Annotated in this window: 21 protein-coding genes; 11 read left to right on the plus strand and 10 right to left on the minus strand. The window is 71.9% G+C overall.

The features are described 5' to 3' along the window. Window positions 1-86 precede the first annotated feature (86 nt). Entirely contained in the window at window positions 87-2,066 is a 1,980-nt protein-coding gene (locus OG259_RS38790; RefSeq protein ID WP_328946534.1) for an N-acetylmuramoyl-L-alanine amidase, read from the minus strand. Window positions 2,067-2,383: 317 nt separating this feature from the next. Then, complete coding sequence (locus tag OG259_RS38795; protein ID WP_328946535.1) at window positions 2,384-3,511, minus strand: aminoglycoside phosphotransferase family protein; 1,128 nt, start codon at window positions 3,509-3,511, stop codon at window positions 2,384-2,386. Window positions 3,512-3,744: 233 nt separating this feature from the next. Between OG259_RS38795 and OG259_RS38800 the strand changes: the two genes are divergently transcribed. Continuing rightward, entirely contained in the window at window positions 3,745-5,238 is a 1,494-nt protein-coding gene (locus tag OG259_RS38800) for a DNA-binding protein NsdB (RefSeq protein ID WP_328485462.1), read from the plus strand. A gap of 280 nt (window positions 5,239-5,518) precedes the next feature. On the opposite strand, the gene OG259_RS38805 is transcribed toward OG259_RS38800, so the two are convergent. Further along, window positions 5,519-6,988 carry a PP2C family protein-serine/threonine phosphatase gene (locus OG259_RS38805; protein WP_328946536.1) on the minus strand — a complete coding sequence of 490 codons (1,470 nt, stop codon included), beginning with the start codon at window positions 6,986-6,988 and terminating at the stop codon, window positions 5,519-5,521. A 545-nt stretch (window positions 6,989-7,533) separates the two neighbouring features. Here OG259_RS38805 and OG259_RS38810 point away from each other — a divergent pair. Both OG259_RS38810 and OG259_RS38815 read left to right on the plus strand, forming a co-directional pair. Continuing rightward, window positions 7,534-8,622 carry a hypothetical protein gene (locus tag OG259_RS38810; RefSeq protein ID WP_328946537.1) on the plus strand — a complete coding sequence of 363 codons (1,089 nt, stop codon included), beginning with the start codon at window positions 7,534-7,536 and terminating at the stop codon, window positions 8,620-8,622. A 38-nt stretch (window positions 8,623-8,660) separates the two neighbouring features. After that, on the plus strand, window positions 8,661-9,863 hold the full coding sequence (locus OG259_RS38815) for a threonine synthase (RefSeq protein WP_328946538.1): 1,203 nt from the start codon (window positions 8,661-8,663) through the stop codon (window positions 9,861-9,863). A gap of 48 nt (window positions 9,864-9,911) precedes the next feature. Here the strand turns inward: OG259_RS38815 and OG259_RS38820 are convergent, their stop codons facing one another. Further along, window positions 9,912-10,478: a hypothetical protein gene (locus tag OG259_RS38820; RefSeq protein ID WP_328946539.1), complete on the minus strand. Its 567-nt coding sequence runs from the start codon at window positions 10,476-10,478 to the stop codon at window positions 9,912-9,914. A 272-nt stretch (window positions 10,479-10,750) separates the two neighbouring features. Between OG259_RS38820 and OG259_RS38825 the strand changes: the two genes are divergently transcribed. Continuing rightward, a complete protein-coding gene (locus OG259_RS38825) occupies window positions 10,751-11,542 on the plus strand; it encodes a bestrophin-like domain (protein ID WP_328946540.1) in 792 nt (263 codons plus the stop codon). A 251-nt stretch (window positions 11,543-11,793) separates the two neighbouring features. Here the strand turns inward: OG259_RS38825 and OG259_RS38830 are convergent, their stop codons facing one another. Continuing rightward, a complete protein-coding gene (locus tag OG259_RS38830) occupies window positions 11,794-12,471 on the minus strand; it encodes an NADPH-dependent F420 reductase (RefSeq protein WP_328946541.1) in 678 nt (225 codons plus the stop codon). Window positions 12,472-12,582: 111 nt separating this feature from the next. Here OG259_RS38830 and OG259_RS38835 point away from each other — a divergent pair, with 111 nt between their 5' ends. Next, window positions 12,583-13,119, plus strand: a complete 537-nt coding sequence (locus tag OG259_RS38835; protein ID WP_328946542.1) for a GNAT family N-acetyltransferase — start codon at window positions 12,583-12,585, stop codon at window positions 13,117-13,119. Window positions 13,120-13,138: 19 nt separating this feature from the next. Here the strand turns inward: OG259_RS38835 and OG259_RS38840 are convergent, their stop codons facing one another. Then, complete coding sequence (locus OG259_RS38840; RefSeq protein WP_328946543.1) at window positions 13,139-13,690, minus strand: YdeI/OmpD-associated family protein; 552 nt, start codon at window positions 13,688-13,690, stop codon at window positions 13,139-13,141. On the opposite strand from OG259_RS38840, the gene OG259_RS38845 reads away from it, so the two are divergent. Next, window positions 13,643-14,077, plus strand: a complete 435-nt coding sequence (locus OG259_RS38845) for a hypothetical protein (protein WP_328946544.1) — start codon at window positions 13,643-13,645, stop codon at window positions 14,075-14,077. The two genes, OG259_RS38840 and OG259_RS38845, sit on opposite strands and share 48 nt — an antisense overlap. A gap of 3 nt (window positions 14,078-14,080) precedes the next feature. Beyond that, window positions 14,081-15,019: a carbohydrate kinase family protein gene (locus OG259_RS38850; protein ID WP_328946545.1), complete on the plus strand. Its 939-nt coding sequence runs from the start codon at window positions 14,081-14,083 to the stop codon at window positions 15,017-15,019. Here the strand turns inward: OG259_RS38850 and OG259_RS38855 are convergent. The 3 genes from OG259_RS38855 to OG259_RS38865 all read right to left on the minus strand — a co-directional run bounded on the left by OG259_RS38855 (window position 14,997) and on the right by OG259_RS38865 (window position 17,426). Then, entirely contained in the window at window positions 14,997-16,286 is a 1,290-nt protein-coding gene (locus tag OG259_RS38855) for an ATP-binding protein (protein WP_328946546.1), read from the minus strand. The two genes, OG259_RS38850 and OG259_RS38855, sit on opposite strands and share 23 nt — an antisense overlap. 234 nt (window positions 16,287-16,520) lie before the next feature. Next, the gene (locus tag OG259_RS38860) at window positions 16,521-16,874 is read right to left on the minus strand and encodes a DUF805 domain-containing protein (RefSeq protein WP_328946547.1); all 354 of its coding nucleotides are present in this window, start codon (window positions 16,872-16,874) and stop codon (window positions 16,521-16,523) included. A gap of 192 nt (window positions 16,875-17,066) precedes the next feature. After that, the gene (locus tag OG259_RS38865) at window positions 17,067-17,426 is read right to left on the minus strand and encodes an SPW repeat protein (RefSeq protein ID WP_328946548.1); all 360 of its coding nucleotides are present in this window, start codon (window positions 17,424-17,426) and stop codon (window positions 17,067-17,069) included. Between the two features lie 387 nt (window positions 17,427-17,813). On the opposite strand from OG259_RS38865, the gene OG259_RS38870 reads away from it, so the two are divergent. Further along, window positions 17,814-18,182, plus strand: a complete 369-nt coding sequence (locus tag OG259_RS38870) for a cupin domain-containing protein (RefSeq protein WP_328946549.1) — start codon at window positions 17,814-17,816, stop codon at window positions 18,180-18,182. A gap of 298 nt (window positions 18,183-18,480) precedes the next feature. Here OG259_RS38870 and OG259_RS38875 read toward each other — a convergent pair whose 3' ends face one another. After that, window positions 18,481-19,431: a TauD/TfdA dioxygenase family protein gene (locus OG259_RS38875; RefSeq protein ID WP_328946550.1), complete on the minus strand. Its 951-nt coding sequence runs from the start codon at window positions 19,429-19,431 to the stop codon at window positions 18,481-18,483. Window positions 19,432-20,016: 585 nt separating this feature from the next. Between OG259_RS38875 and OG259_RS38880 the strand changes: the two genes are divergently transcribed. The 3 genes from OG259_RS38880 (at window position 20,017) to OG259_RS38890 (ending at window position 23,225) form a co-directional block, all read left to right on the plus strand. After that, a complete protein-coding gene (locus OG259_RS38880; RefSeq protein ID WP_328946551.1) occupies window positions 20,017-21,249 on the plus strand; it encodes an ROK family transcriptional regulator in 1,233 nt (410 codons plus the stop codon). 76 nt (window positions 21,250-21,325) lie between these two features. Continuing rightward, entirely contained in the window at window positions 21,326-21,397 is a 72-nt protein-coding gene (locus OG259_RS38885; RefSeq protein ID WP_327166350.1) for a putative leader peptide, read from the plus strand. Between the two features lie 235 nt (window positions 21,398-21,632). After that, window positions 21,633-23,225 (plus strand): ABC transporter substrate-binding protein, encoded by a 1,593-nt coding sequence (locus tag OG259_RS38890; protein WP_328946552.1) that lies wholly within the window; start codon window positions 21,633-21,635, stop codon window positions 23,223-23,225.

A 23,225-nucleotide genomic window follows, 5' to 3' on the forward strand; every position in this document is an offset into this window, starting at 1 on the left:
ATCTCCCCAATAGTCCTATGAACGCCGAGAGGGTGGTGCCGGATCGCTCATCCGGCACCACCCCGCACCTTTCGGCCAGCCCTCCGTCAGGACCGGGAAACCCGCACGTCAGCGGCCTTCACAAAGGCCACGCGATGGCCGAACTGGATCTGGTAGTACTCCTCCTGCCCTCGGACGACCTGGTGGCCACTGCTGTCGAACACCGGCGCGAAGAAGTACTCGCCCGGGGTCCGGTCGCCCACCACGTACCGCTGCCCCGCGAGCAGCTGGTACGGCAGCGGCGACACCGCCTGCACCGGCACACCCGCCGGATACGCCGAGGCCTCCGGGTACGCCCGCCCGTACACCGGCACCGACGCCAGGCCCTCCCGGGGAGTCAGGACGAGACCCCGCGCGTTCACCGCGGTCGGCTCCTTCCCCGGATTGTGGAACCACGCCTTCTGTCCGAGGTACCAGATCGCCGTCCAGTCGCCCCGGCGCTCCGCCACCGCGTAGCTCTGCCCCGTCGAGGCACGCGCCCCGGTGTCGTTGACCCCGGTGGTCGAGTCCTGCCCACCCGGCCGCAGACCGATGTCCTTCACCAGGGGCGCGTCGGCGCTCGGCCCGGTGTGCAGGCGCACCGCCCCGCTGCCGTGCGGCGCACACGCCTCGCCCGCCGTGACACAGCCCGTGTAGACCGGCTGATGGGCGCTGTAGTCCGGGCGGATCGTCACCACCGCGGCGCCGGGCCCGGCGCTCGGCGTGATCGGACGGCCGAGCAGCCGGAAGTAGTGCGCCCAGTCCCAGTACGGCCCCGGGTCCGTGTGCATGCCCTTGATCGTGGACGTGACCGTGCCCGGCACGTTGTCGTGGCCCAGGATGTGCTGGCGGTCGAGCGGGATGTCGAACCGGGCGGCGAGATGACGTACGAGCCGTGCCGACGTGCGGTACATCGCCTCCGTGTACCAGGAGTCCGGTGAAGTGAGGAAGCCCTCGTGCTCAAGGCCCACGGACTTGGCGTTCACGAACCAGTTGCCCGCGTGCCAGGCGACGTCCTTGAGCGGCACGTGCTGGGCGATGTGTCCGTCGGAGGAGCGCAGCGAGTACTGCCACGACACGTACGTCGGGTCCTGCACGAGGTCCAGGGTGGTCTTCCAGTCGGCCTCGGTGTCATGGATCACGATGTAGTCGATCGACTGCGCGGCCGGCCGGTTCGCCTTGTCGTGGTTGCCGTAGTCGCCGTCGCCGAACTCCTCGTACGGCGCCGGGATCCACTCGCAGGCCACCGAGCGCGGACACTCCACGGGACCGGCGGCGGGCGGGCGCAGCCCGAGGCCGGCGACCTGCTCCGTGACCGGCTCGACCGCCGGGGCGGCCGGAAGGGTGACCACCTGCCCGCTGTCCGTCGTCCGAGACTCGCCGCTCCGGATCACGTCGAAGACGTCGTTGGCGTACGTCGAGGCCGTGGCGGAGTCGTCCGCGCCGGAGTAGCGCGCCACGGCCCCGTACCAGTCCGCCGGGTCCGCGCTCGCCGTCAGGCCGGACTCGCGCTGCGCGGCGGCGAGCAGCGCCGCGCCGCCCTCGATGTTCGCGGCCGTACGGGTACGCAGCTCCTCGGCCGGAATCCCCGACAGCGCGGACGCCCGCTCCAGGGTCCGCAGCCGTGCGGGCAGCGCCCCCGCGGGCGGCACCGGTGTCGGGGTCTCCGCGCCGGAGCGCACGGCGCGCGAGGAGTCGCCCCGGGCGTCCTCCGTACCCTCCGAGTGGTGCGGAGGCGCCTCGGCCAGCGCCGTCACCGCGTCCGTCAGATGCATCGGCCCGTAGCCGCCGGTCACGCTCGGCGCACCACCGTGGGCGTCCCACCGCGACTGGAGGTACGAGACGGCGAGCAGCACGCTCTCGGGTACGCCGTGGCGTTCGGCCGCCCGCGCGAACTGCCCCTGCAGGGAGCCCGGTTCGGGCACCTCGGCGCCGGCCGGGGGAGCGGCGGACAACAGGGGGAGCAGCAGGGCGGCGGACGCGAGGGCGCCGGCGGTCTTGAGCGGACGGCGTGGAGCCGTACGTCTGAGGGACGCGGAACGGAGCAAGGCAGCCTCCAGGGGCGGGGGTGACACCGGGGCGTGCGGGGCCGAACCCGTACAGGGGTATCGGCTCCCGGGCGATCCGTCAATCACGCCTGCGCAAAGGGAAGTTCCCACGTCAGAGTGGGATTGGAGGCCATCTGGCGGAGTTTCGCGGAGACGGGTCCCGGGCCTGGGACGCGTCAGTGGAGTGGACCATTGGCTCGGGTCCTAAGTCGAGCGAGTCGCTCCGTCGGCGGTGAAACCGATGCGCCGCGTCCCGGTGTGTCGGCACCGGGCGCACGGCGCACCCTCCCCCGTGTCGTCGGTCGGTCCCGCCCTCTTCAGCGCGTCCCGACCGCCGCGCGCACGGCCCGCCGTGCCATGGCGCAGTCGTCGTGCAGCCGCCTCAGGAGCAGCCGCTGTTCCTCTCCGGGCGCGAGCGCGCCCGTGGGCACCGGTACGGAACCGGCGGGCGGAGCCTCCTTCATGGTGCGCTGCACCGCCGTCTCGTAGGTGCGGATCTCCCGCGTCAGCACGATCATCAGGTTCACCAGGAAGGCGTCCCGGGAGGCCGGGCCCGCCTGCTGGGCGAGCTGACTGATCTGGCGCCGGGCCAGCGGCGCGTCGGCGAGCACCGCCCAGAGGGTCGCCAGGTCGTAGCCGGGCAGGTACCAGCCGGCGTGCTCCCAGTCGACGAGGACCGGTCCGGCGGGGGAGAGGAGGATGTTGGAGAGCAGGGCGTCACCGTGGCAGAACTGGCCCATGCCCTGGCGGCCACCCGCGTGTGCCAGACCGTGCAGCAGCTTCTGCAGGTCGTCCCGGTCCCGGTCCGTGAAGAGGCCGAGCTCGTGGTAGCGCGTGATCCGGGTGCCGTAGTCCAGCGGCGCGTCGAAGGTCCCGGCCGGCGGCCGCCAGGCGTTGAGCCGGGCGATCGCGCCGAGCGCGGCCCGCACGTCGGCCCGGGGCGGAGCCTCGACGGGGTGGCGCGAGAGCGCCGCCGCCCGTCCGGGCATCCGCTCGATCACCAGCGTGCAGTTCTCCGGGTCCGCCGCGATCAGCCGCGGCGCCCGCACCGGCGGACGGTGGCGGACGAAGGAGCGGTAGGAAGCTATCTCGTGCCGGAACCGCTCGACCCACGCGGGGGAGTGGTCCAGTAAACACTTCGCGACCGCCGTGGTCCGCCCGGTCGTTCCGACGATCAGTACGGAACGACCGCTGCGTCGCAGCACCTGTACCGGGTTGAACTCCGGGCAGATGCGGTGGACGGAGGCGATCGCCATCTTCAACTGAGCCCCCTGGGGGCCGGACAGATCGATTCTCCCGCTGATCGGCTGGGTACCCGTGCCGCCGGTCCAGCGCCGCGGCCGGACGGCCTGCGGGGCGGGAGCGAGGTAGGGTCCGGCGCCGGCCTGGACGATGCGGTGCTGCGGCCGGGGCGGGGCGGACACGGAGGACGATGCTGTGTACATGGAGGTGACAGATCCCTTCGTGTGCCGACGAGTTGCGTGCGTCGCCCCGCCCGCCCCCGGTCCGCACCCTGGGGAATGAGGGCCGGTCGGCGGGGCGGGGTGGCGCGTTCCTACCTGACACCCGGGCGCGGGTGGCGGAACATCGAGCGGGCCATGGCGAACCCTGGCGAATTGTCGCCAGGCCTATGACAGGCGGCTAGATTCAACTCAGCCGAGAACCTGGGGGCTTAGACGTGACCGGACAAACCAACACCCGCCTGGCAGACCTGTTCGGCCTGGCCGGCTGGTCCAAGGGCGAACTCGCGAGACTCGTCAACCGGCAGGCGGCGGCCATGGGCCACCCCCAGCTGGCGACCGACACCTCGCGGGTGCGGCGGTGGATCGACCGGGGCGAAACCCCGCGCGATCCCGTCCCCCGGGTGCTGGCAGCACTGTTCACCGAGCGACTCGGCCGTGTCGTGACCATCGAGGACCTCGGGTTCGTACGACACGGGCGCAGCGGAAAGCGGCAGGACGTCAGGAAGACGGAGAACCCTGACGGGCTGCCCTGGGCACCCGATCGTACGGCGGCGGTCCTCACCGAATTCACGGGAATGGACCTCATGCTCAACCGACGCGGCCTGGTGGGCGCGGGTGCCGCGCTTGCCGCCGGCTCCGTACTCAGCAATGCCATGCACGACTGGCTGCAGACCGACCCCGCTCGCCAGGGAGCCCCCCAACGGGCCACCGATCCCCTCCACGCCGACCCCGCTGGGTTCGACCGCTACGAGGCCGCCCCCATCGGGTCGGAGGAGATCGAGGCTCTGGAGCACTCGGTGGAGGTGTTCCGTGCCTGGGACGCCTCCCGGGGTGGCGGTCTCCAGCGCAAGGCCGTGGTGGGCCAGCTCAACGAGGTGGGCGGCATGCTCGCCTACCGCCACGCCGACCACCTCCAGCGGCGCCTCTGGGGCGTCGCCGCCAACCTGGCCGTCCTGGCCGGCTGGATGTCCCACGACGTGGGCCTCGAACCCACCGCACAGAAGTACTTCGTGATCGCCGCCCACGCGGCCCGCGAGGGCGGCGACCGGCCCCGGGCCGGTGAGGCGCTGTCCCGTGCCGCCCGCCAGATGGTGCACCTGGGCAGGCCGGACGACGCCCTCGACCTGATGAAGCTCGCCAAGGACGGCTCGGGCGAACGCGTCCTGCCCCGGACACGGGCCATGTTCCACACGATCGAGGCCTGGGCGCAGGCCTCGATGGGCCGGGGACAGGCCATGCGCCGCACCCTCGGCGAGGCCGAGGACCTGTTCGTGTCCGACCGGCGCGACGAGAAGAACCCCAGTTGGATGCAGAACTTCGACGAGGCCGACATGCACGGCATGCAGGCCCTCGCCTACCGCACCCTCGCCGATCACGATCCGGCCGCCGCGGTCCCGGCCCAGCGTCACGCCAAGCTGGCGCTGGAACTGCGGCGCGGAGGCCACGACCGCTCGAAGCTCTTCGATCACATCTCGCTCGCCTCGGCCTGCTTCATCGCCGACGACCCGGAGCAGGCCGACCGGTACGCCCGGCTCGCCCTGATGTCGATGGGGGAGACCTCGTCCCACCGCACCTGGGACCGGCTCCGGGAGATGTATCGGCTGACCGGGCAGTACGCCGGCTACGCGAGGATCGAGCACCTGCGCGAGGAGATCGAACTGGCCCTGCCGAGGTCGCCGGTCAACCGACCGAGGACGGGGCAGGCCTGAGGGGCTTCGGCCTCCATGGCGCTGCCGAACTACGAAGCCGGAATACGAAGCCGGACTACGAGGCCGAGCAACCGGGTCGCGGCCGAGGAGCCTCACGCGCCGTCGTCAACGAGCTGTCGCCGAGCGGCAGTCGGTGACCTGGGCTGTCGTGCCACAGCGTCGTGGTACGCCGGGCCGCCGTGCGTGTGCGCCGGGCCACAGGTGGGTCGGGGCGCGCCCCGACGGGGCCGAACGGCCGCCCCGTACCGGGGGTTTCAGCGTCCGATCCGCTCCCGGAGGTTCAGCGTCCGACCCGGACCACCATCACACAGGCGTCGTCCTCGCGCTGCTCCTCGCCGAACTCCTCGACCACCGCGCGCACACCCTCCTGGGCGTCCCGCGCCCCGATGAGCCGCCGACCGAGCGCGAGCAGTCGTCGCGTGCCCGCGTCGTCGTCCGGACCGCTGCCACGGTTCAGCCCGTCGGTGTGCAGGACGAGCAGGTCACCCGGGAGCAGCCGGGTCTCGGCCTCGCCGTACACGGCCCCGGTCGTGGCCCCGAGGAGAACACCCTCGGGGCGCCGGAGGACGTGCCCCGTCCCGTCGCGGAACAGCAGCGGGGCGGGGTGCCCGGCCTGCGCCCAGGTCAGCGTCTGGGCGACCGGGTCGTAGCGGCAGCACATCGCGCTGCCGAGAGCGGGCTGTACGGAGGTCTCCAGGAGCTGGTTGAGGTGACCCATCAGGGCGGCGGGTCGGATCCCGGCCACCGCCATGCCGCGCAGTGCGCCGAGGAGCATGGCCATCGAGGAGGTCGCGGCGACGCCGTGGCCCGTCAGATCACCCACGGTGAGCAGCGCGTCCCCGTCGGGCAGGGCCAGAGCGTCGTACCAGTCGCCACCGATGAGACCCGTGCTGGCGGCAGGGAGGTAGTGGGCGGCCACGTCGAGCGGGGCGGGGCCGTCGTGGGCGAAGCGGAGCGAGCCGCGCCACGGCGGGAGCACCGCTTCCTGGAGCTCGACGGCGACCCGCCGCTCGGTCTGCTCGATGTGGCGGCTGCGCTCCAGGCTGTCCCGGCTCTCCCGGACCGCCCGCTGGCTGCGCCGCAGTTCGCTGACGTCACGGAGCACGGCCCACATGGAGGCGGTGCATCCGTCGGCGTCGAGGACGGGCTCGCCCGTCATGTGCACCGTGCGCACGCAGCCGTCGGTCCGCACGATCCGGAACTCGCCGTCGATCGGCTTCCCGTCGATCAGGCAGTCCGTCACCATGCCCTGGAGGACGGGCTGGTCCTCGGCGAAGACCATCGTGGGCATCTCGTCCAGCGACATCGGACCGCTCTCGCGCGTACGTCCGAAGATCTGGAACAGCTCTTCGGACCAGCTGACCTCGTCGGTGAGCAGGTTCCACTCGGCGCTGCCCACGCGGGAGAGCAGTGAGCCGGTGCGCGGCGGGGCGGCCTCGCCGTACGCGGTGCCGGGGTCCGTGGAGAGTGCCGTGTCGGGGACCGCCTCGGCGGTCGGCTCGGCGGCGACCTCCTCCGGGACGCCCGCTCGGAGCTGACCCAAGTGGGCCCGGAGGTCGTCGAGTTGGTGAACCGCCAGGTCACAGAGGGCACGCTGCCAGCGCTGCTGGGGATCGTCGTCGTTCACCACGGCTTCCCGGCGCACGGCGACGAGCTCGCCGCGCAGGCGGCGGGTCTGTGAGATCAGCGCGTCCACCGCGCCCGGCTCCGGCTGCTGGGCGGGGCGATCCGCGAACAGTGGGGACGGCATGTCGTACTCCGATACAGGCGCGGCACGGCCAGGCCAGGTGTGAATGTGAGGCCCGCATACGACTGTTGCACAGCCCGCGACAGCCCGTAAGGGATTTGGCAACACTCGATCCGGTGGTGCTTCTGGCATATGCCAAAGGCCCAGCGATTATCGGCCAGGGCACGACGGGTTACGGTGCTGGGGTGGTGAACGACGACGGAATCGGCACGGTGAGCACGCGCACGGCGGTCACGGGCGGGGCGGGTACGAGAACGCACACGGGCACGACGGGAGCCCCTGGTACGGCAGTTACGGGCGTGACGGGTGGGACGCGCACGAGTGTGCCCGGAGCGGGCGGTGCGACGGTTGCGGGCGTGCCGACTCTGCCGACTGTGCCGAGTCCGGCTGTGACGGGCGTGCCGACTGTGCCGAGTCCGGCTGTGACAGGTGTGCCGACTGTGCCGAGTCCGGGCGTGACAGGCGCGCCGACCGTGCCGAGTCCGGCTGTAACAGGTGTGGCCACTGTGCCGAGTCCGGCCGTGACGGGCGCGCACGGGGCACCTGAGGTGCGTACGGGGAACTCCGGAGTCGCCGCCACCGGGACCGCCGTGCTGCTCGCCGCCGCGCCCGCCGGGCGGGGGCGCGCCATCGACGCCGCCTCCGTGCTCCCCGCTCTCGCCGCCGTACCGCCCGGCGTCCTCACCGGCACCGGCACCGCCACGGTCGTCGAACTCGCCGATCCGCTCGACCCGCAGACCGTCCTCACCCGTCTGCGTGCCGCCGCGGCGAGCCCGGGTCCGCTGGTCCTCTGCCTCGCGGGGCAGCTCCATCTTGACCGCCGGCAACAGCTGACCCACCTCGCCCTGGCCCGCACCACTCCGGCGACCCTCCGTTACACCGCCCTGCCCTGGCACTGGCTCGCCGGCGAACTGGGCGTCCGGGCCCCCGGCACCACGACCGTCGTCGCGGACCTCGCGGCGGACCCCGCCGTATGGGAACGCCTCACCACCACAGCCGACCTCCTGCACCTGGGTCCCGGACCGACCCTCTACGGGCGGGTGACCCCCGCCCCGCGCCGGGGCGAGCCCATGGCCCCCGCGTATCTGCGGTCCTGGGCGGAACTCTGGCGCTCCGGCGCCCGCCTCCCGTACGCCACGCTCCACGCGGAGTCCGCCGCCCACGCCGCCACGGTCGCGCCGGAGTCGCGTTTCCTGGCGCCCGCCCCCGCTCCCGTACCGGTCGTGGATCAGGATCCGCACCCCGCGATCCTGGCCGCCGCGATGGCGGGGCGCCACGGCGAGGCGGCGGCGGTGGCGGCGGCCTGGGAGCACGAGGCCCTGCGCCGCCACGGGCCCCGGTCCGAGGAGGCCGTCCACTGGACGGAGGTACGGGCCGACCTGGCCCGGCTCGCCGGAGAACCCGCCCGCAGCTGCGAACTGTGGCTCGCCGCCGCCGAAGCCAGGCTCGGCCTGCGGCAGCGGCCGGACGACCCCGACGTCGAAGGGGCCGTGGACCGGGCCCACCACCAGTGGGAGCAGATCGGCGACCGGGCGAGGGCCCGCGCCCTCGGCCCCCTGCTCGTCACCCTGCGCGAGCGGGTCCCGGGCCGCCGGCCGGGAGCTCTGGCCGCGGTGACACGACGCATGGCCGACTGATTCCGTACCCGACGTCCACCCCTCCGGAAAGGCCACGTGTGACCTCGCTCGCCCTCGCCCAGCGTTCGCTCGCCGATCCGTCCGTGCGCCACCCGCTCTGGCCCCCGCTCACCGAGGGCTGCCCGGTCACCTCGACCGACGAGGTCGCGTACCCCCTCGACATCGACTACGCCTACGACGACGTCCCCGCCGACCTGTTCACCCGCCCCGCCGCCCACGGCCTCGAACGGTGGGCGCCGCTCCTCCCGCCGCTCGCCGCCCCCGGCCTCGGCGAGGGCAACACCCCGTTGGTCGAACTCCCCGACGGGGTCTGGATCAAGGACGAGTCCCGCAACCCGACCTGGAGCCACAAGGACCGGCTCAACCGGGTCGCCGTCAGCGCCGCCGTCGCCTCCGGGGCGCGTGGCATCGTCGTCTCCTCCTCCGGCAACCACGGCGCGGCCGCCGCCGCGTACGCGGCCCGTGCCGGACTGCGCTGCGCGGTGTTCACCTCCCCGGACGCCCCGCCCGCCGTCGCCTCTCACCTGCGCGCCTACGGGGCGACGGTGCTGACCGTCCCGTACACGTCGGTACGGCCCCTGATGAGGCGGATCGTCGACGAGCTCGGCTTCCAGAACGTCAGCAGTGTCACGGACCGCGGCCACACCGGACACCCGTTCGGACCCGAGGGCTACAAGACCCTCGCGTACGAGATCGCCCTCGACCTCGGACGCGCCCCGGCGGCGGTCCATCTGCCCACGGGTTACGGCGAGTTGCTCTTCGGAGTGGCCAAGGGCTTCCAGGAACTCGTGCGGCTCGGGGTCACCGACTCCGTCCCCCGGATGTACGCCACCGAGCCCGCCGCGGCCGGCGCCCTCACCGAGGCGCTCCGCACCGGTGCGCCCGTGGCCAGGGTTCCGGTGGGTCCGACGACGGCGTATGCCATCGACTGCGAGTTCAACAGCTACCGGGGCGTTCTCGCCGTCCGTGACAGCAGGGGAGCGGCCCGTACGGTGACGGATGATCAAATGAGGCTGGCACGCGCGGAGTTGGCGGCTCAGGGGTTCTGGTGCGAGACCTCGTCGGCCGCAGGTCTCGCCGGGCTGCGCGCCCACGGACCGTGCGAGAACGACGGTCCTGTGGTGTGCGTGGTCACCTCCAGCGGCTACAAGGACATCGCCACGGCGCGGGAGACGTACGCACCGACGGCTCCGGAGTGGCCGTCGATCAAGGCCGCCCTGACGTCCCTCGGGGCGGGGTAGCCACACAGGTCGCTCGCGGGTCCGGACCGGCGTCTGGCGTGGGGGCGGTCAGCCCCGCTGCAGGGCGACGGCCCGTGTTCGCACCGCCCTGAGCCAGGCCTTTCTGATCAGACCGCCGAAGGGCCGGGCCAGCAGGAACCAGTACGGCCGGAAGATCCGCCGGGTCCTCGCGTCCAGGGCGACGACGCGCGTCTCCGTCAGCAGCAAGGTGCCCCGCGGGTGGCCGGTCGCCCGGAAGTTGACCGCCGCTTTGAGGTATCCCGTGCGGTCGAACCGATGGAACTGCTCGGGACTGTCCAGGTCCACGAAGGGGGCGTTGGGCTTCCACCACTGGCCGGCCGCTCCGGAGACGATCTCCTCGCCGGCGATGTCCGCGAGCTGCACGAAGTTCTCGCTCAGGGACGCGAGCATCGGTTCGTCCCCGCGGGTGTCGGGGCTCTTCTTCCCCCGGAGGCGTGCGGGCAGGGTCCGCAGTCCCAACAGGAAGCGTGCGACGGGAATGTCATGGGGCGTCAGCGACTCCAGGGCCGTCCAGACAGCTTCGGGCGGCGCCGCCACGACCAAGCTGTGCACCTCGCGGAAGTCCCATCGCGGCAATGCGGAATCGATCAGCATGAGCTCCCCGTCGCTCGTACCTCACCGGCCCACCGACTCTACTCGGAGCGGATGAAGGGCCCGGGCTCGGGGGCCGGTTCCGCGCGCGTACGTTCATCGGAGGTGACGTCGGTGCCGGTACGAGTGCGGTCCGTCGGTCACGCCCGGTTGACGTCGTCCGGGCAGCGGTGCGGGCCATGCGTGTTCCACCGCCTACACGGGCGAGTGATCATTCATCGTGATCGCCGCCGACTGGCAGGTCGGGTCGCGCGGCGCACCTAGACTCCGCGCACATGTCGCTCTGGCTGCTCAATCACTTCAGCACCTTCACCCTGGCCGTGGTCACCGTCGGCGGGACCGTCGTCCTCGCCGTGGCCGGCAGCGTGCTGCTCCGCCGTAGATACCCCTCGCTGGCCCGGGGGGAGCACAACGACATGGTCGGGGTGACGCTGGGGATGTTCGGTGCGATCTACGGGATCATCCTCGCCTTCGTCATCGTCACCCTCTGGACCCAGCTGGACAGCACGCAGACCATCGTCGCGAGCGAGGCCACCGACACCGCGCTCATCGCCCGCGACGCCGCCGCCTTCCCGCCGGACGTCCGCGCCGACCTCGACGCGGCCCTCAGCGGCTACGTCCACGCGGTCGTCGAGGACCAGTGGCCCCGGATGCGTGCCGGGCAGCCGAGCTACGGGGCCACGGAGACGCACCTCCGGGCCGCCTTCGGCGTCCTCCAGGCGTACGAACCGAGGTCCCCGCGCGAGGAGGTCTTCTACGAGGAGGCCGTGAGTCACCTCAACGACGTCGCCGCCCAGCGCCGGGCCCGCCTGACCATGGCCGAGCAGGAACTCCCGCCGCTGCTCCAGGCCCTGGCCTTCGGCGGCGCATTCGTCCTCGTCCCGCTCACCTTCCTCTACGGCATGCGCAAGCTCCGGATCCAGCTCCTCTTCGTCGCCTCGGTCGCCGCGCTCATCGGCTTCAGCCTCCTCCTGGTCTTCGTGCTCGACCGCCCCTTCGCCGGCGAACTCAGCGTGAGCCCGGCACCGTACCGAGAGGGAGCCCTCGCGCAGTACTGGACCCGGTGAGCGAACAGCAGGCATCGGGATCCCGTACCAAGAATGCGAGACGAGGCTGAATGCCTCCACGCGCGAGTCCCCGTTCGGAAAGGCATGTCCGCAACCAGCCTTGACTCAGGCCTCGTCGGACCACGATCGCGTCGGCAACACCTTGCCGGGGTACATCCGTTGCCGGTGCCAGATCTGATCCATCGCCGGTCAACGGCGGGTGACGGCAACGTGCCGTCACCCGCCGTTGACCCGAAACGGGCTAGGGGGACCTAGTGGTCGAGGCCGCTCCCGCCCGAGGTGGGGAGGACGACCCGGATGCCGAACTCGTAGGTGCCGGTCGCTCGCGCGATTCCCGTGAACAGCAGGGCGAAGTGCTCCTGGCCCCGTGCCGTCGCGATGCCGCCCAGGTCGAGCACGGAGTCGTCCGACCAGCCGAGATCGGCGACCAGTCCGCGTACCGCCTCCTTCGCCTCCGCGTCCTCGCCCGAGAGGAACACCGTGCCGGGACCCTCCAGGGAGTCCGGTGCGATCATCACCTTCCGGTCGATCGTGCAGAGCGTCTTCACCACCCGCGACCCGGGGAACGCCTGCTGGATCTCCTCGCCGAGGCTCACGTCCGGATGCGAGAGCGATCCGTCCGCCAGGAAGCCGACCCCTACGTCGAGGATGATCCTTCCGGCGAGCGCCTGGGCGCCGATCGTGTGCAGCAGCGCCACGGAGGCCGTGCCGGGGGTGGCGTTCACCAGCACCTCGGCGTGCGCCGCGGCCCCCGCGGAGCTGTCGACCCGTAATCCGGAGTCGGTGAGTTCCTTCAGCTCCGCGAGGAGCTCCGGGTCGTCCGGCCGCCGCGATCCGATGACCACGTCATGGCCGGCCCGCGCCCACGCCGACGCGAGTGCCTGTCCTACATGTCCTGTGCCGAGAATTCCGATTCGCATGAGCGCCATCCTGGTGCGGCCGACGCCACCCGCGCCTCGGCCCGGGGGCCCTACCTGTGTCCGTCCCTCGTCCTAGGCCGCGTGCCTGGGGAGCGGTGCCGGGCTGAGATGATCGGATGTATGCCCACCTCTCCGGCTCCGACCCCGGACCCGACCGCCGCCCTGGCTCCGGTCCCGGCTCCCAGCGCCTCCCTCGTCACGGAGCGGCTCCTGTTGCGCCCCGTACGGACGGCCGACGTGCCGGCCGTCACCCGGCTGTGGACGGACCCCGAGGTCAGGCGCCATCTGGGCGGGCCGGTCACCGAGCAGGTCGTGAGAATCCGGCAGCGGCGAGTGGTCGGGGCGCCCGGCGTGCACGCCGTGGTGCGGGCCGCCGACGGGGTGCTGCTCGGGCTCGTGACGGTGGAGCCCGGGGCGCGGGACGGGGAGACGGAGGTCTCCTACCAGTTCCTGCCCGAGCACTGGGGGCACGGATACGCACGCGAGGCCGTCGCCGCCGTCGTCGAGGCCACGCTCCTCGACACCCCCAGCGTGGTCGCCCTCACCCAGGAGGCGAACCACCGCTCCCGACGGCTCCTGGAGGCCGTCGGCATGACCCACGTCTCCTCGTTCGTCGAGTACGACGCCCATCAGGTCCTCTACCGACGCCGCCGCTGATCCCGGCAGCCCCAGGGGTTCACCGGACCTTCTCGCCCGCCGCCAGCTTCGCCATCATCCGCTCAAGACGCTGCGCCCGGCCCTTCTCGGTGCGGGCCTGCCACAGGCGCATGATCACCAGGTACTGATCGGTCTTCCCGAGGCCCTCGTAGAAGACCCGCGCCCCCTCGTCGGCCGCCAGGGCCGCCGCCAGGTCGTCCGGGACGGTCGCCTCCGCCTGCGACGGGTACGCGGCCTCCCACCGGCCGTCCGCCTGTGCGGCCCGTACCTCGGCGAGGCCCGGTTCGCGCATCCGTCCCGCCGAGGTGAGCGCCGCGACCTTGCGCACGTTCACCTGCGACCAGAGGCTGCGCGCCCGCCGCGGCGTGTACTTCTGGAAGTAGTACGCCCCGTCCCCGCCCTTGCGCTGCCCGTCGATCCAGCCGAAGCAGAGCATGCAGTCGAGGACCTCCTGGATCGTCAGTGACTCGCCCCCCTTGCCCTTCTTGGCGATCCTCAGCCAGACCCCGGGCCGGTCGGCGTGGTGGCCTTCCAGCCATGCCTCCAGCTCCGAGGCCTTCGTGACGGTCATCAGCTCAAGTCCCTCGTACTGCTGCACCGGACCGGTCCCCCTCTGTCGTCGTCGGCCGTCGTCGTTCTCGGTCGGTCGTCGCTCCCGGAAGCCGTCCGGAGCGCTCGTGACCAAGATATTGACATCGGCCGGGCCCCGCCTTCACCGCCGAGGGCCGGTTCCTTCGACGACGCGGCAGCGCTCGCCCGGGTCCCCGCCCTGGTACGGCACGGGGCCACGTACCATCTGCGGATCGTCCACCGGGGCAACCGTATCGAGGTCTTCCTCGACGGGGACCGCATCATCGACCTCACCGACACCGCGGCCACCTACGGCGCGGGCCACGTCGGGCTGAACGTCTTCGGGGGCCGGGCCGGCTACCAGGACACCTACGCCAAGGAGCTCTGACCCATGTCCTTCCTGGTGATCGGCGAGTGCGTCGCCGACATCGTCCCCGCCCCGGCCGGCTCCGGCGCCGCCGACCGCGTCCACCCGGGTGGCAGCCCCGCCAACGTCGCCTACGGCCTGGGTCGACTCGGCCGGGACGTCACCCTGCTCACCCAGCTCGCCGACGACCCCGCCGGACGGCTCATCGAAGCCCACCTCACCGGCGCGGGCGTACGGGTGGAGGTCGGCGACGTGCCCGTACGCACCCCGTCGGCGGTGGTCGGTCTCGACGCGCGCGGCCAGGCCTCGTACACCTTCGACATCGCCTGGACGCTGATGGGCGGCGCGCCGGCCGGCCCGGCACCCACCCATGTGCACATCGGCTCGATCGCCGCCGTCACCGCACCCGGCGCGGCCACGGTCCTCGCCGAGACCGAGCGGCTGCGCGAGCGCGCCACCGTCAGCTACGACCCCAACGTGCGACCCGAACTGATGGGGGAGCACGACGAGGCCGTCGCCCGGGTCGAGCGCTGCGTCGCCCTCAGCGACCTGGTCAAGGCGAGCGACGAGGACCTGGCCTGGCTGTACCCGGACGAGGAGCCGCACACGGTCGCCGCCCGCTGGCTCGCCCTCGGCCCGGCCGTCGTCCTCGTCACCCGGGGCGCCGCAGGCTCGCTCGCCCTCACCCGGCACCACACGGTCGCCGCCGAGGCGCCCCGGGTCGACGTCGTCGACACCGTCGGCGCGGGCGACTCCTTCATGTCCGCCGTCCTCGACACGCTCGCCGGGCGGGGGCGGGACGCGCTGCGAGGGCTCGGCGCCGAGTACCTCGCGGGGCTTCTGCGGCGGGCGGGCACGGCGGCGGCCGTCACCGTCTCCCGGGCCGGCGCCCAGCCGCCCGACCGCTCGGAACTCGACGCGGCCGGGAAGGAGTTCGCCGTCAGGTCCGGGCGTGTGTGGTGATGTCCGAGGCGAACTGCTCGACCATCTCCGGGGTGACCGTCGGCCTGCATTCCCCGATGGCCGCCAGATAGTCCGCGGTGCTCGCCCCTGGCACCGGACCGTCGCCGCCCCGCCCGCCGACGGCGAGCAGATCACGCTCGAAGGAGGCCTGGGCCGCGATCCGGGCCGCGTGCTCGATGTCGGCCGGCGTGAACAGGTCGCTCGCGAGGACCAGTTCGTCGATGTCGACGTCCGTCCTGCCGTCGGTGTACCGGGCCCAGATCGCCGCACGCGCCGCCTTGTCCGGCGTACCGATCGGGATGAGGTAGTCGAAGCGGCCGGGGCGCAGGAACGCCGGGTCGAGGGAGCGGATCGAGTTGGTGGCACAGACGAGCAGCCGCTCGTCCCGCTCCCGGAAGCCGGGTATCAGCTTGAGGAGTTCGTTCGTCACCCCGTGCATCCCACCGGGCTGCGCGGGCTCGGAGCGCACCGGGGCGATCTCCTCGACCTCGTCGATGAAGACCAGGACCCGCTCCAGCTCGGCGATCCGGGCGAAAGCGGACCGCAGGGCCGCGGCGAGGTTGCCCTCGTCGGCGAGGCGGGACGGCAGGATCTCCACGAACGGCCAGCCGAGCCGTGAGGCGATCCCGCGCGCGAACGTGGTCTTCCCGGTGCCGGGCGGGCCGAACAGGCAGACCGCGCGCGGCGGCCGTACACCGTGCCGCCCCGCCCGCTCCGGCTCGGCGAGGGGCAGTACCACCCGGCGCTCGATCAGGTCCTTCTCCCGCTCCATCCCGGCAACCTTGGCCCACAGGTCGCCCGGGAGCAGCCGGCCGCCCAGGTCGTCGAGGAGCCCGGCGGCCGGACCGTGCAGCGGCTCCACCTTCTCGAAGTACGCGACGGCGGGCTGCCGGGTGTACCCGGCGTTGAGGAGGCCCTCGCCGAGCAGCTCCTCCTCCGGCAGGACGTACGCGATCCGCCCCACGCGCGCCGCCACGAGTCGCCGCTCCAACTCCACGAGCAGGGCGCTGGCGAGACCGCGGCCGCGCCAGGCCGAGGAGATCGCGATGCGCATGACCCAGGCCCGCTCGCCGGAGACACAGGCGAGCGCGGCCCCGATCGGCACGCCCTGGTGGACGGCGACCACGGCGGGCTGGCGGCTGGTCAGGGCGCTGATGCACTCGGCCAGCGAGAACACGGACTCCTGGCCGAGCTCCGCGGTCGTGTCGATCAGATGGACGACGGCGGCGAGATCGCTCTCGCGGTAGTCGTGGATGTGCCAGTTCACCGGTGGTACCGCCCCTCGTTGGTGCCGTTGCGGCGAGGCTAGGCGGGGCTGTCGGTCACGGTCGTGCGCCATCCTGCACAAGGGGGTGCCGGCGAACACGCCGTACCGGCTCTATGCGGCTCCATGGGGGACCTCGCGGTGCGGTGGGGGTCCGGCACGCGAAAAGCCCCCGGAAGGCGTTCCTTCCGGGGGCCGCGTGCGTGTGCGTGCGGGGCCTTGAGCAGGCCGGATCCGTCAGTAGGCCGGGGCCAGCTTCGGGTTCGGGCCGTGCGCGTTCTCGTGCTGCTCGCCCTCGGTGGCGGCGAAGACGATGAGGACGATGAAGCCGATGAGCGGCACCAGAGCGATGAGGATCCACCAGCCCGAGCGGCCCGTGTCGTGGAGTCGGCGGACGGTGACCGCCAGGGACGGCAGGAATACGGCGAGAGCGTAGATCGTGCCCAGCAGCTGCATGTCGAGCGACATGTCGACGACGGCGAGGACGATCGAGATGATCAAGTTGATCAACTCGAACATCCAGAATTCCTTGCGGCGGGCCCGGCCGGTGAAGACGACGTACTTCTTCAGGACTTCGAGGTACCAGTTCACTTTGTCCCCCCAAGGACTGGGTATGCGAGCGGGAGAGCCTGTCCCTGTGGAGCAAGCTTTACGCAGAACTTAGGTGGCTGAAACCACATGGGTCAATTCGTTACCGGGCGGTGGCCGTTCCGGGTCGGGAAACAGTGAACGGCGGCACCTCCGGGAGTGGAGGGGCCGCCGTTCCGGGAGAGGATCAGAACGTCACGTCCTTCGCTTGGTCATGAGCAGTCCGCCGGCCGTGAGGGAGAACAGGCAGACGCACGCGCCGGTGATCACGTTGCTGAGGATGGTGCCGGTGTCGGGGCCCGACCCGACCACCCACGGGGCGACGATCAGCCACGCACCCATCAACAGGACGACGAAGTTGAGGTCCTGCGACCGCTCCGGAGCCATCGACATGCACAGGCCGAGCACCGCGAGGGAGATGCCTACGACCAGGTTGCTGATGGCGAGCGCGGGCTGGGTGGCGGAGAAGTGAACCGTCCACGCGGAGATCGCGGCGTAGATACCGGCGAGGATCACGAGTTCCTCGACCGCCGCGACACCTCGGGTCTGGAGCATACGGGCATATCGGTCCCGCATTTCCGACGCGTCGGGGTGTCCTGCGATATCACCAGGACGGTGAGAGACGTCGGCCATACGACTCGCCTCCTTCTGGCGTCATGCACGTCTGACCGCACTTGCGGCAAATGCTGCCGCTGCTTCATTGTGCGCTTATCTGGCCTTTATGTGTAGGTCTGCCCGATAAGGGATGCACACAGAATTTGAGCTGCGGATATGCATGGAACCGCCAAATGGCGATCACCCTTCGATGGACTTTCTTCAACAAAAATTCAATGCAAATGCGAACCACCTGTCGTATCGGTATGCGGGGTGCCCGCCGGAATCCCGGCGCGTAGCCTGGAAGTGGACTCGGGGACTCCATCTCTCCATCGCCGGGAGCGGATGATGGCCGGCATCGTGAAGAAGAGCTTCGACGCAGCGGACGAGACCCGTCCCTTCGAGGGCAACAAGGGCAGGCTTGACCTGGTCACCGGTGAGCGTGGCGCGGTCGGTCGTGCCGTGTTCGAGCCGGGCTGGCAGTGGTCCAAGCACGTCAAACCGATCGCCGGCACCGACAGTTGCCAGGCGTCGCACGTGGGGTACATCGTCAGCGGCCGGATGAAGGTCGTCATGGACGACGGTGAGACGACCGAGTACGGGGCCGGGGACTACATGGAGGTCAAGCCCGGCCACGACGCCTGGGTCCTCGGTGACGACGCCTGCGTCGCACTGGACTGGACCGGCTTCGCCGACTACGCGAAGCCCTCCGGCTGACCGCGCGAAGCCGTCCGCCTGACTATGTGAAGCCTCTGGCGGACCGAGTGGGGCCGGGCTCCGAGCTCGCCCGCGCCCGCCGCGAGCGGGACTCGGCCCCGAACCCGGACCCCTGCCCTCGGCGGCGTCGTCCGTCGGCCACCGCCGCCCTCGGTCGGCGGTGGCCGAACCGTATACCCCCGCCCACGGGACCCGTTCGTCCGGAGACGACTCGGGACGCCGCTGGTCGAGGGGGCGGGAGTGCACGGTCTCGATCATCGTTCGGTGAGCACCACGATCACCCGGGGCGGGACGCTCGTCATACGGCGACGGGCTCCTCCGCGGAGTCGCCCGAGGCGATGCCGAACGCCGGGTCCGGGACGGACTCGGGCGCGAGGAGGACCGAGGCGCTGCCGTCCACGCCGACCGGGACGTCGCCGTCGATCGTCACGCGGCGCAGCTTGCGCACGTGGTCGTCGGAGTCGTCCACGCCGTAGTGCTGGGTCGCGCGGTTGTCCCAGATGGCCACGTCACCGACCTGCCACTGCCAGCGCACCGTGTTCTCCGGGCGCTCGACGTGCGACTGGAAGAGACCGAGCAGGGCGCGGGAGTCGGCGCCCGTCAGACCGCTGATCCGCTGGACGAAGTTGCCGAGGAGCAGCGTCCTCTCGCCGGTCTCGGGGTGGACCCGTACCACCGGGTGCTCCGTGAGGAACTTCGTGGAGGCGAAGACCTCGCGGAAGCGGGCGAGCTGTTCGGGCAGGGCGCCGGGACGCAGGGCCGCGTAGTCGTAGTCGTTGGAGTGCACCGCGCGCAGGCTGTCGGCCAGGGCGCGCAGCGGCTCGGGGAGGTTCTCGTACGCGGTCGCCGTGTTGGCCCACAGGGTGTTGCCGCCGTACGGCGGGATGACCACCGCGCGCAGGATCGAGAAGGCGGGGTAGGCGGGTACGAAGGTGACGTCGGTGTGCCACTGGTTGGCGCGGCCGCCGTAGTCCGAGTCGATCGGGAAGGAGTAACGGCCGTCGGCCGAGGGGACGGTGGGGTGGGCGACGGGCGTGCCGAGGAGCCGGCCGAAGGCCTCGTGTGCCGCCTCGTCCAGGTGGTCCTGGCCGCGGAAGAAGACGACCTTGTGCGCGAGGAGCGCGGCGCGGATCTCGGTCACGGTCTCGGCGGGCAGGTCGCCGCCGAGGCGGACGCCGGAGATGACGGCGCCGAGGCGGCCGCCGACCTTCTGGACGGTGACGGTGTCGGCGGTGGTCGCGGTCGACATGATGGGTTCCTTTCATGCGTCCGGGACGGATCCCGGACGGGGCCTGGGCAGGGCCCGGACGGGGCCCGGGCGGAATTAATCTCGGAGCGGAAGTAATGGAGGGGCGAGAAGCCCCCGACGAGGGCCGGTGAACCCCGACGAGGGCCGGTGAGGCGCTACGGGTTCTCCTGCGTCGTGCGAGCGCGGAGAGCGTCGCGAGCGTCGCGCCGCAGCCGACGGGCTTCGGGGGCGAGGCGGGGGACGTACGAGAGCTGGAGCGGCGTACCGCTCACAGGTGAGGGTCGCGAGGATCAGACGCCGGAGACGGCGGGACAGGAGCGGGTCGCGAACATGTCCCGGAGACTCGCAGCGGCCGCAGCCGCACGTCAAGCGCCGGTCCGCTCCCCGAACGGCCGCTCTCGATGGTTGAATCGGCGCCTGCCCGGCGCCGCCGACCCGACCCGGCGCACCCCGTCGAACCGCTGTCGACCTGCGACGACCTCCGCCCTGTCGCGGGCTGGGACCGACGCGGGCGGCAGGCCGACGGTCCCCGCGAGGACCGCCCCGGGAATTCACACCGCCGCAACAGTGACCAGAGAGGCCCCCATGACGAGGAACACCGCGCACGGTCCCCGGATGGCGGGCGACGGCAGGCGCGAGGCCAACGCCGCCACCGTCCTGCGGACCGTCCTCGACCACGGACCGGTGGCCCGCAGCGCCGTCGCCCGGCTCTCCGGCCTCAGCCCCGCCGCCGTCTCGCGACAGGCCACCGATCTCACCCGGCTCGGTCTCCTGCGGGAGCTGCCCGAACCGGCCGGCAGCGGGGGAGTGGGGCGGCCCCAGATCCCCGTCGACCTGCACATCGGCGCCTCCGGCGGGCCGGTCGCCGGCGGTGTCCATCTCGGGGTCCCCAGCTCGACCTTCGCCCTCGTCGACCTGCGCGGACAGGTCCTGGCCCGGCATTCGTACCCCCACGACGGCATCACGCCGGACGGGCTGCCCGGTGCCGTCGCCCGCGAACTCCGCGTCTTCCTCGACGCCCATACGCGGGGGCGCCCGCTGCTCGGGGTCGGCGCCGCGGTCGGCGGCTGGGTGGATCCCGCCGAGGGCGTGGTCGTCCGCCACCAGGCCCTGGGGTGGCGCCGCCGCCCGCTCGCCGCCGAACTCGCCCGTGGCCTCGGCGGACGCACCGTGCGCGTGGACAACCACGCCCGCTCCATCGCCCAGTCGGAGATCCTCTTCGGCCGGCCCGCCGCCCGGCGGAGCCTGGTCCATCTGTTCATCGGCAATGTCGTCGACGCGGCCGTCGGGCTCGCCGGGGTCGTCCATCAGGGCCCCGGGGCCGCGGCCGGCGATGTGGCGCACCTGCCCGTGCCGGACTCCACCGTTCCCTGCGCGTGCGGACGTTCCGGCTGCCTGGAGGCGACCGCCTCGAACACCGCCCTCGGCCGCACCGCCGTACGCCGTGGGATCGTGCCCGAGCCCGAGACCTCCCTCGTGGTGGACGCGGCGGCGGCGGGGGACCGGCGCGCCGACCGGCTGCTGCGCGAGCGGGCCCGTGCGGTGGGCCGCGCCGTCGCCCTCCTCCTCGACGTCCTCAACCCCGACCTGGTCGTCGTGACCGAGCAGGCGAGCGTCCTCGAACCAGAGTACCTGGAGGAGATCCGGGGGGCCGCGATCGACCTCTCGCACGTCTGCGACGATCCCGAACGGATCGTCAGTCCACATGCCGGACCGGCCACGCTGCCTGTCGCGGCGGGCACCGTTCTGCTGAATCCCCTGTTCAGAAGGCCTATTGAGACCATGGGTGAGCTGTTTCCCGTAGAGGGGCAGAACTGATGTCGTCTCAGAATGCGGTCAAGGCCGGTTGACCGCCCCGCGAAGCCGCTGTCATATTGCTCCCGTGAATCCGGACATGAGCCTCATCTCCCGCAGGCACGTCGACCTCTGTCGACAGGCCAGCGCGGTCTGTGCCGTCCGCGTCTGACCCAGGCGCCGGTCACCGTGCCGGCCCCACCCGTTCCGCTCCGGCCCTGCCGAAGGCGGGTCACCCGCCGTCGCCCCGCTGACGGACCGCGCCCCCTGCCGTCCCGGCCGCCGACCGGTCGCGCCGCATCCTCACCGCACGCCGCATTCCCGCGTGCCGCGTTTCCTTTTCCTTCCGCAGCGGAACGAATCCGTGCGTCCCGCGCGCCTCCGCTCTCCTCCACAGGCAGGCATCGATGACCGAGCTGTACTCCTCCACACCCTCCGCCCCCTCGCGGCGCACCACCCTGCGCGCCGCGGGCGGCGGCACCCTGCTGCTCGGTCTCGGACTCGCCGGCTGCCGCTCGGCGGTCTCCGAGGCCGAGGCGCCCGCCGGAAAGGCCGGTGCGGGGCCCCGCCGCGGCGGCATCGTCACCGTCGCCGTCAACAGCGACTTCACCCCCAGCCTGCTCTTCGCCCAGAGCGGCCAGTCGCTCCAGCAGCGCCTGATCTACAACACCCTCACCCGCTACGACGACCGGCTGAAGCCGCAGCCCGAACTCGCCACCTCCTGGGAGCACGCCGAGGACGGCCGCGGCATCACCCTCAAGCTCCGTACCGGCGTCACCTTCCACGACGGCCGGCCCTTCACCGCCGACGATGTGATCTTCGCGGTGAAGAACCTTCAGAACCCGCTCCGCGCCGCCCAGTTGAGAGCCACCGCAGCCGCCGTCACGGGCTTCGAGAAGCGCGGCGACCACGAACTCGTCCTCCGGCTGGCCCATCCGGTGAACAACCTCTTCGACCTCTTCGAGTTCATGGTCATCACCGATCGGAACAGCGTCGAGGACGCCGTCACCGGCAAGAAGCTCAACGGCACCGGCCCCTTCAAGCTCACCAAGTGGAGCCCCGGCAGCGGCCTCAGCCTCACCCGCAACGAGAAGTACTGGCAGCCCGACCGCCCCTACCTCGACGGCGTCGAACTCCGCGTCGTACCCCAGGCCGACGCCCTGCTGTCCTCCCTCCGCACCGGCCAGTCCCAGCTCTCCTTCAGCGTCCCCGGCAAGAACCTCGCCGTCGTCGCGGCCACTCCCGAACTCGCCATCAGCCAGTACACCACCGGAGGCGGGGCCTACTACCTCGGCGTCAACACCACCGTGGCCCCGCTGAACGACAAGACCGTCCGGCAGGCCCTCGCCCGGGCCATCGACCGCGAACGCATCCTCAAGCAGGTCCTCGGCGGCTACGGACTCGCCTCCGCCACCCCCTGGCCCAAGTCCTCACCCGCCTTCACCGAGGCCGGCCGAACCCACTACACGTACGACCCGGGCAAGGCCCGCGAGCTCCTCAAGTCGGCCGGCCACACCCGGCTCGACCTGCCGCTCCTCCACATCAACCTGCCCGGCGACACCGCCGTCGCCGAGGCGATCCAGTACGACCTCAAGCAGATCGGAGTCCAGGTCACCCTCCAGCCCACCGACCCGGCCACCGCGCAGAAGAACCTCATCTCCCAGAAGATGCCGGGCCTCTGGGCCATGAGCCACAGCTTCGCGCAGGTCCAGCCCTCCACCCTCGCCGTCAGCGCGTACCCCTTCAACGAGGCCAAGAACACCTCGAAGTTCCGCTCCGCCGCCTACACGAAGGTCGTCCGCGAGGCCTGGACCACCCCCGGGACCGGCGCCCGCGCCAACGCCCTCCGGCAGCAGATCACCGACACCCTCCTCGACGAGGCGTTCATCATCGACCTCGTCATCCGGGGCGCCGTCCAGGTCTCCGCCAAGAAGCTGCACGGCGTCACCCTCAACAAGTTCTCCTACCTCAACCTCGACGACGCCTACCTGGCGGGCTGA

It is taken from the genome of Streptomyces sp. NBC_00250 (assembly GCF_036192275.1).
GTDB lineage: Bacteria > Actinomycetota > Actinomycetes > Streptomycetales > Streptomycetaceae > Streptomyces.

What these genes read in the sequence shown, in the direction of transcription:
- OG259_RS38880 (WP_328946551.1), top strand. Translation starts at nt 20,017, where the DNA reads ATGACGAGGAACACCGCGCACGGTCCCCGGATGGCGGGCGACGGCAGG.
- OG259_RS38820 (WP_328946539.1), bottom strand. Translation starts at nt 10,478, where the DNA reads ATGCTGATCGATTCCGCATTGCCGCGATGGGACTTCCGCGAGGTGCAC.
- OG259_RS38805 (WP_328946536.1), bottom strand. Translation starts at nt 6,988, where the DNA reads ATGCCGTCCCCACTGTTCGCGGATCGCCCCGCCCAGCAGCCGGAGCCG.
- OG259_RS38865 (WP_328946548.1), bottom strand. Translation starts at nt 17,426, where the DNA reads ATGCTCCAGACCCGAGGTGTCGCGGCGGTCGAGGAACTCGTGATCCTC.
- OG259_RS38825 (WP_328946540.1), top strand. Translation starts at nt 10,751, where the DNA reads ATGTCGCTCTGGCTGCTCAATCACTTCAGCACCTTCACCCTGGCCGTG.
- OG259_RS38840 (WP_328946543.1), bottom strand. Translation starts at nt 13,690, where the DNA reads ATGACCGTCACGAAGGCCTCGGAGCTGGAGGCATGGCTGGAAGGCCAC.
- OG259_RS38795 (WP_328946535.1), bottom strand. Translation starts at nt 3,511, where the DNA reads ATGTACACAGCATCGTCCTCCGTGTCCGCCCCGCCCCGGCCGCAGCAC.
- OG259_RS38830 (WP_328946541.1), bottom strand. Translation starts at nt 12,471, where the DNA reads ATGGCGCTCATGCGAATCGGAATTCTCGGCACAGGACATGTAGGACAG.
- OG259_RS38890 (WP_328946552.1), top strand. Translation starts at nt 21,633, where the DNA reads ATGACCGAGCTGTACTCCTCCACACCCTCCGCCCCCTCGCGGCGCACC.
- OG259_RS38870 (WP_328946549.1), top strand. Translation starts at nt 17,814, where the DNA reads ATGGCCGGCATCGTGAAGAAGAGCTTCGACGCAGCGGACGAGACCCGT.
- OG259_RS38875 (WP_328946550.1), bottom strand. Translation starts at nt 19,431, where the DNA reads ATGTCGACCGCGACCACCGCCGACACCGTCACCGTCCAGAAGGTCGGC.
- OG259_RS38835 (WP_328946542.1), top strand. Translation starts at nt 12,583, where the DNA reads ATGCCCACCTCTCCGGCTCCGACCCCGGACCCGACCGCCGCCCTGGCT.
- OG259_RS38850 (WP_328946545.1), top strand. Translation starts at nt 14,081, where the DNA reads ATGTCCTTCCTGGTGATCGGCGAGTGCGTCGCCGACATCGTCCCCGCC.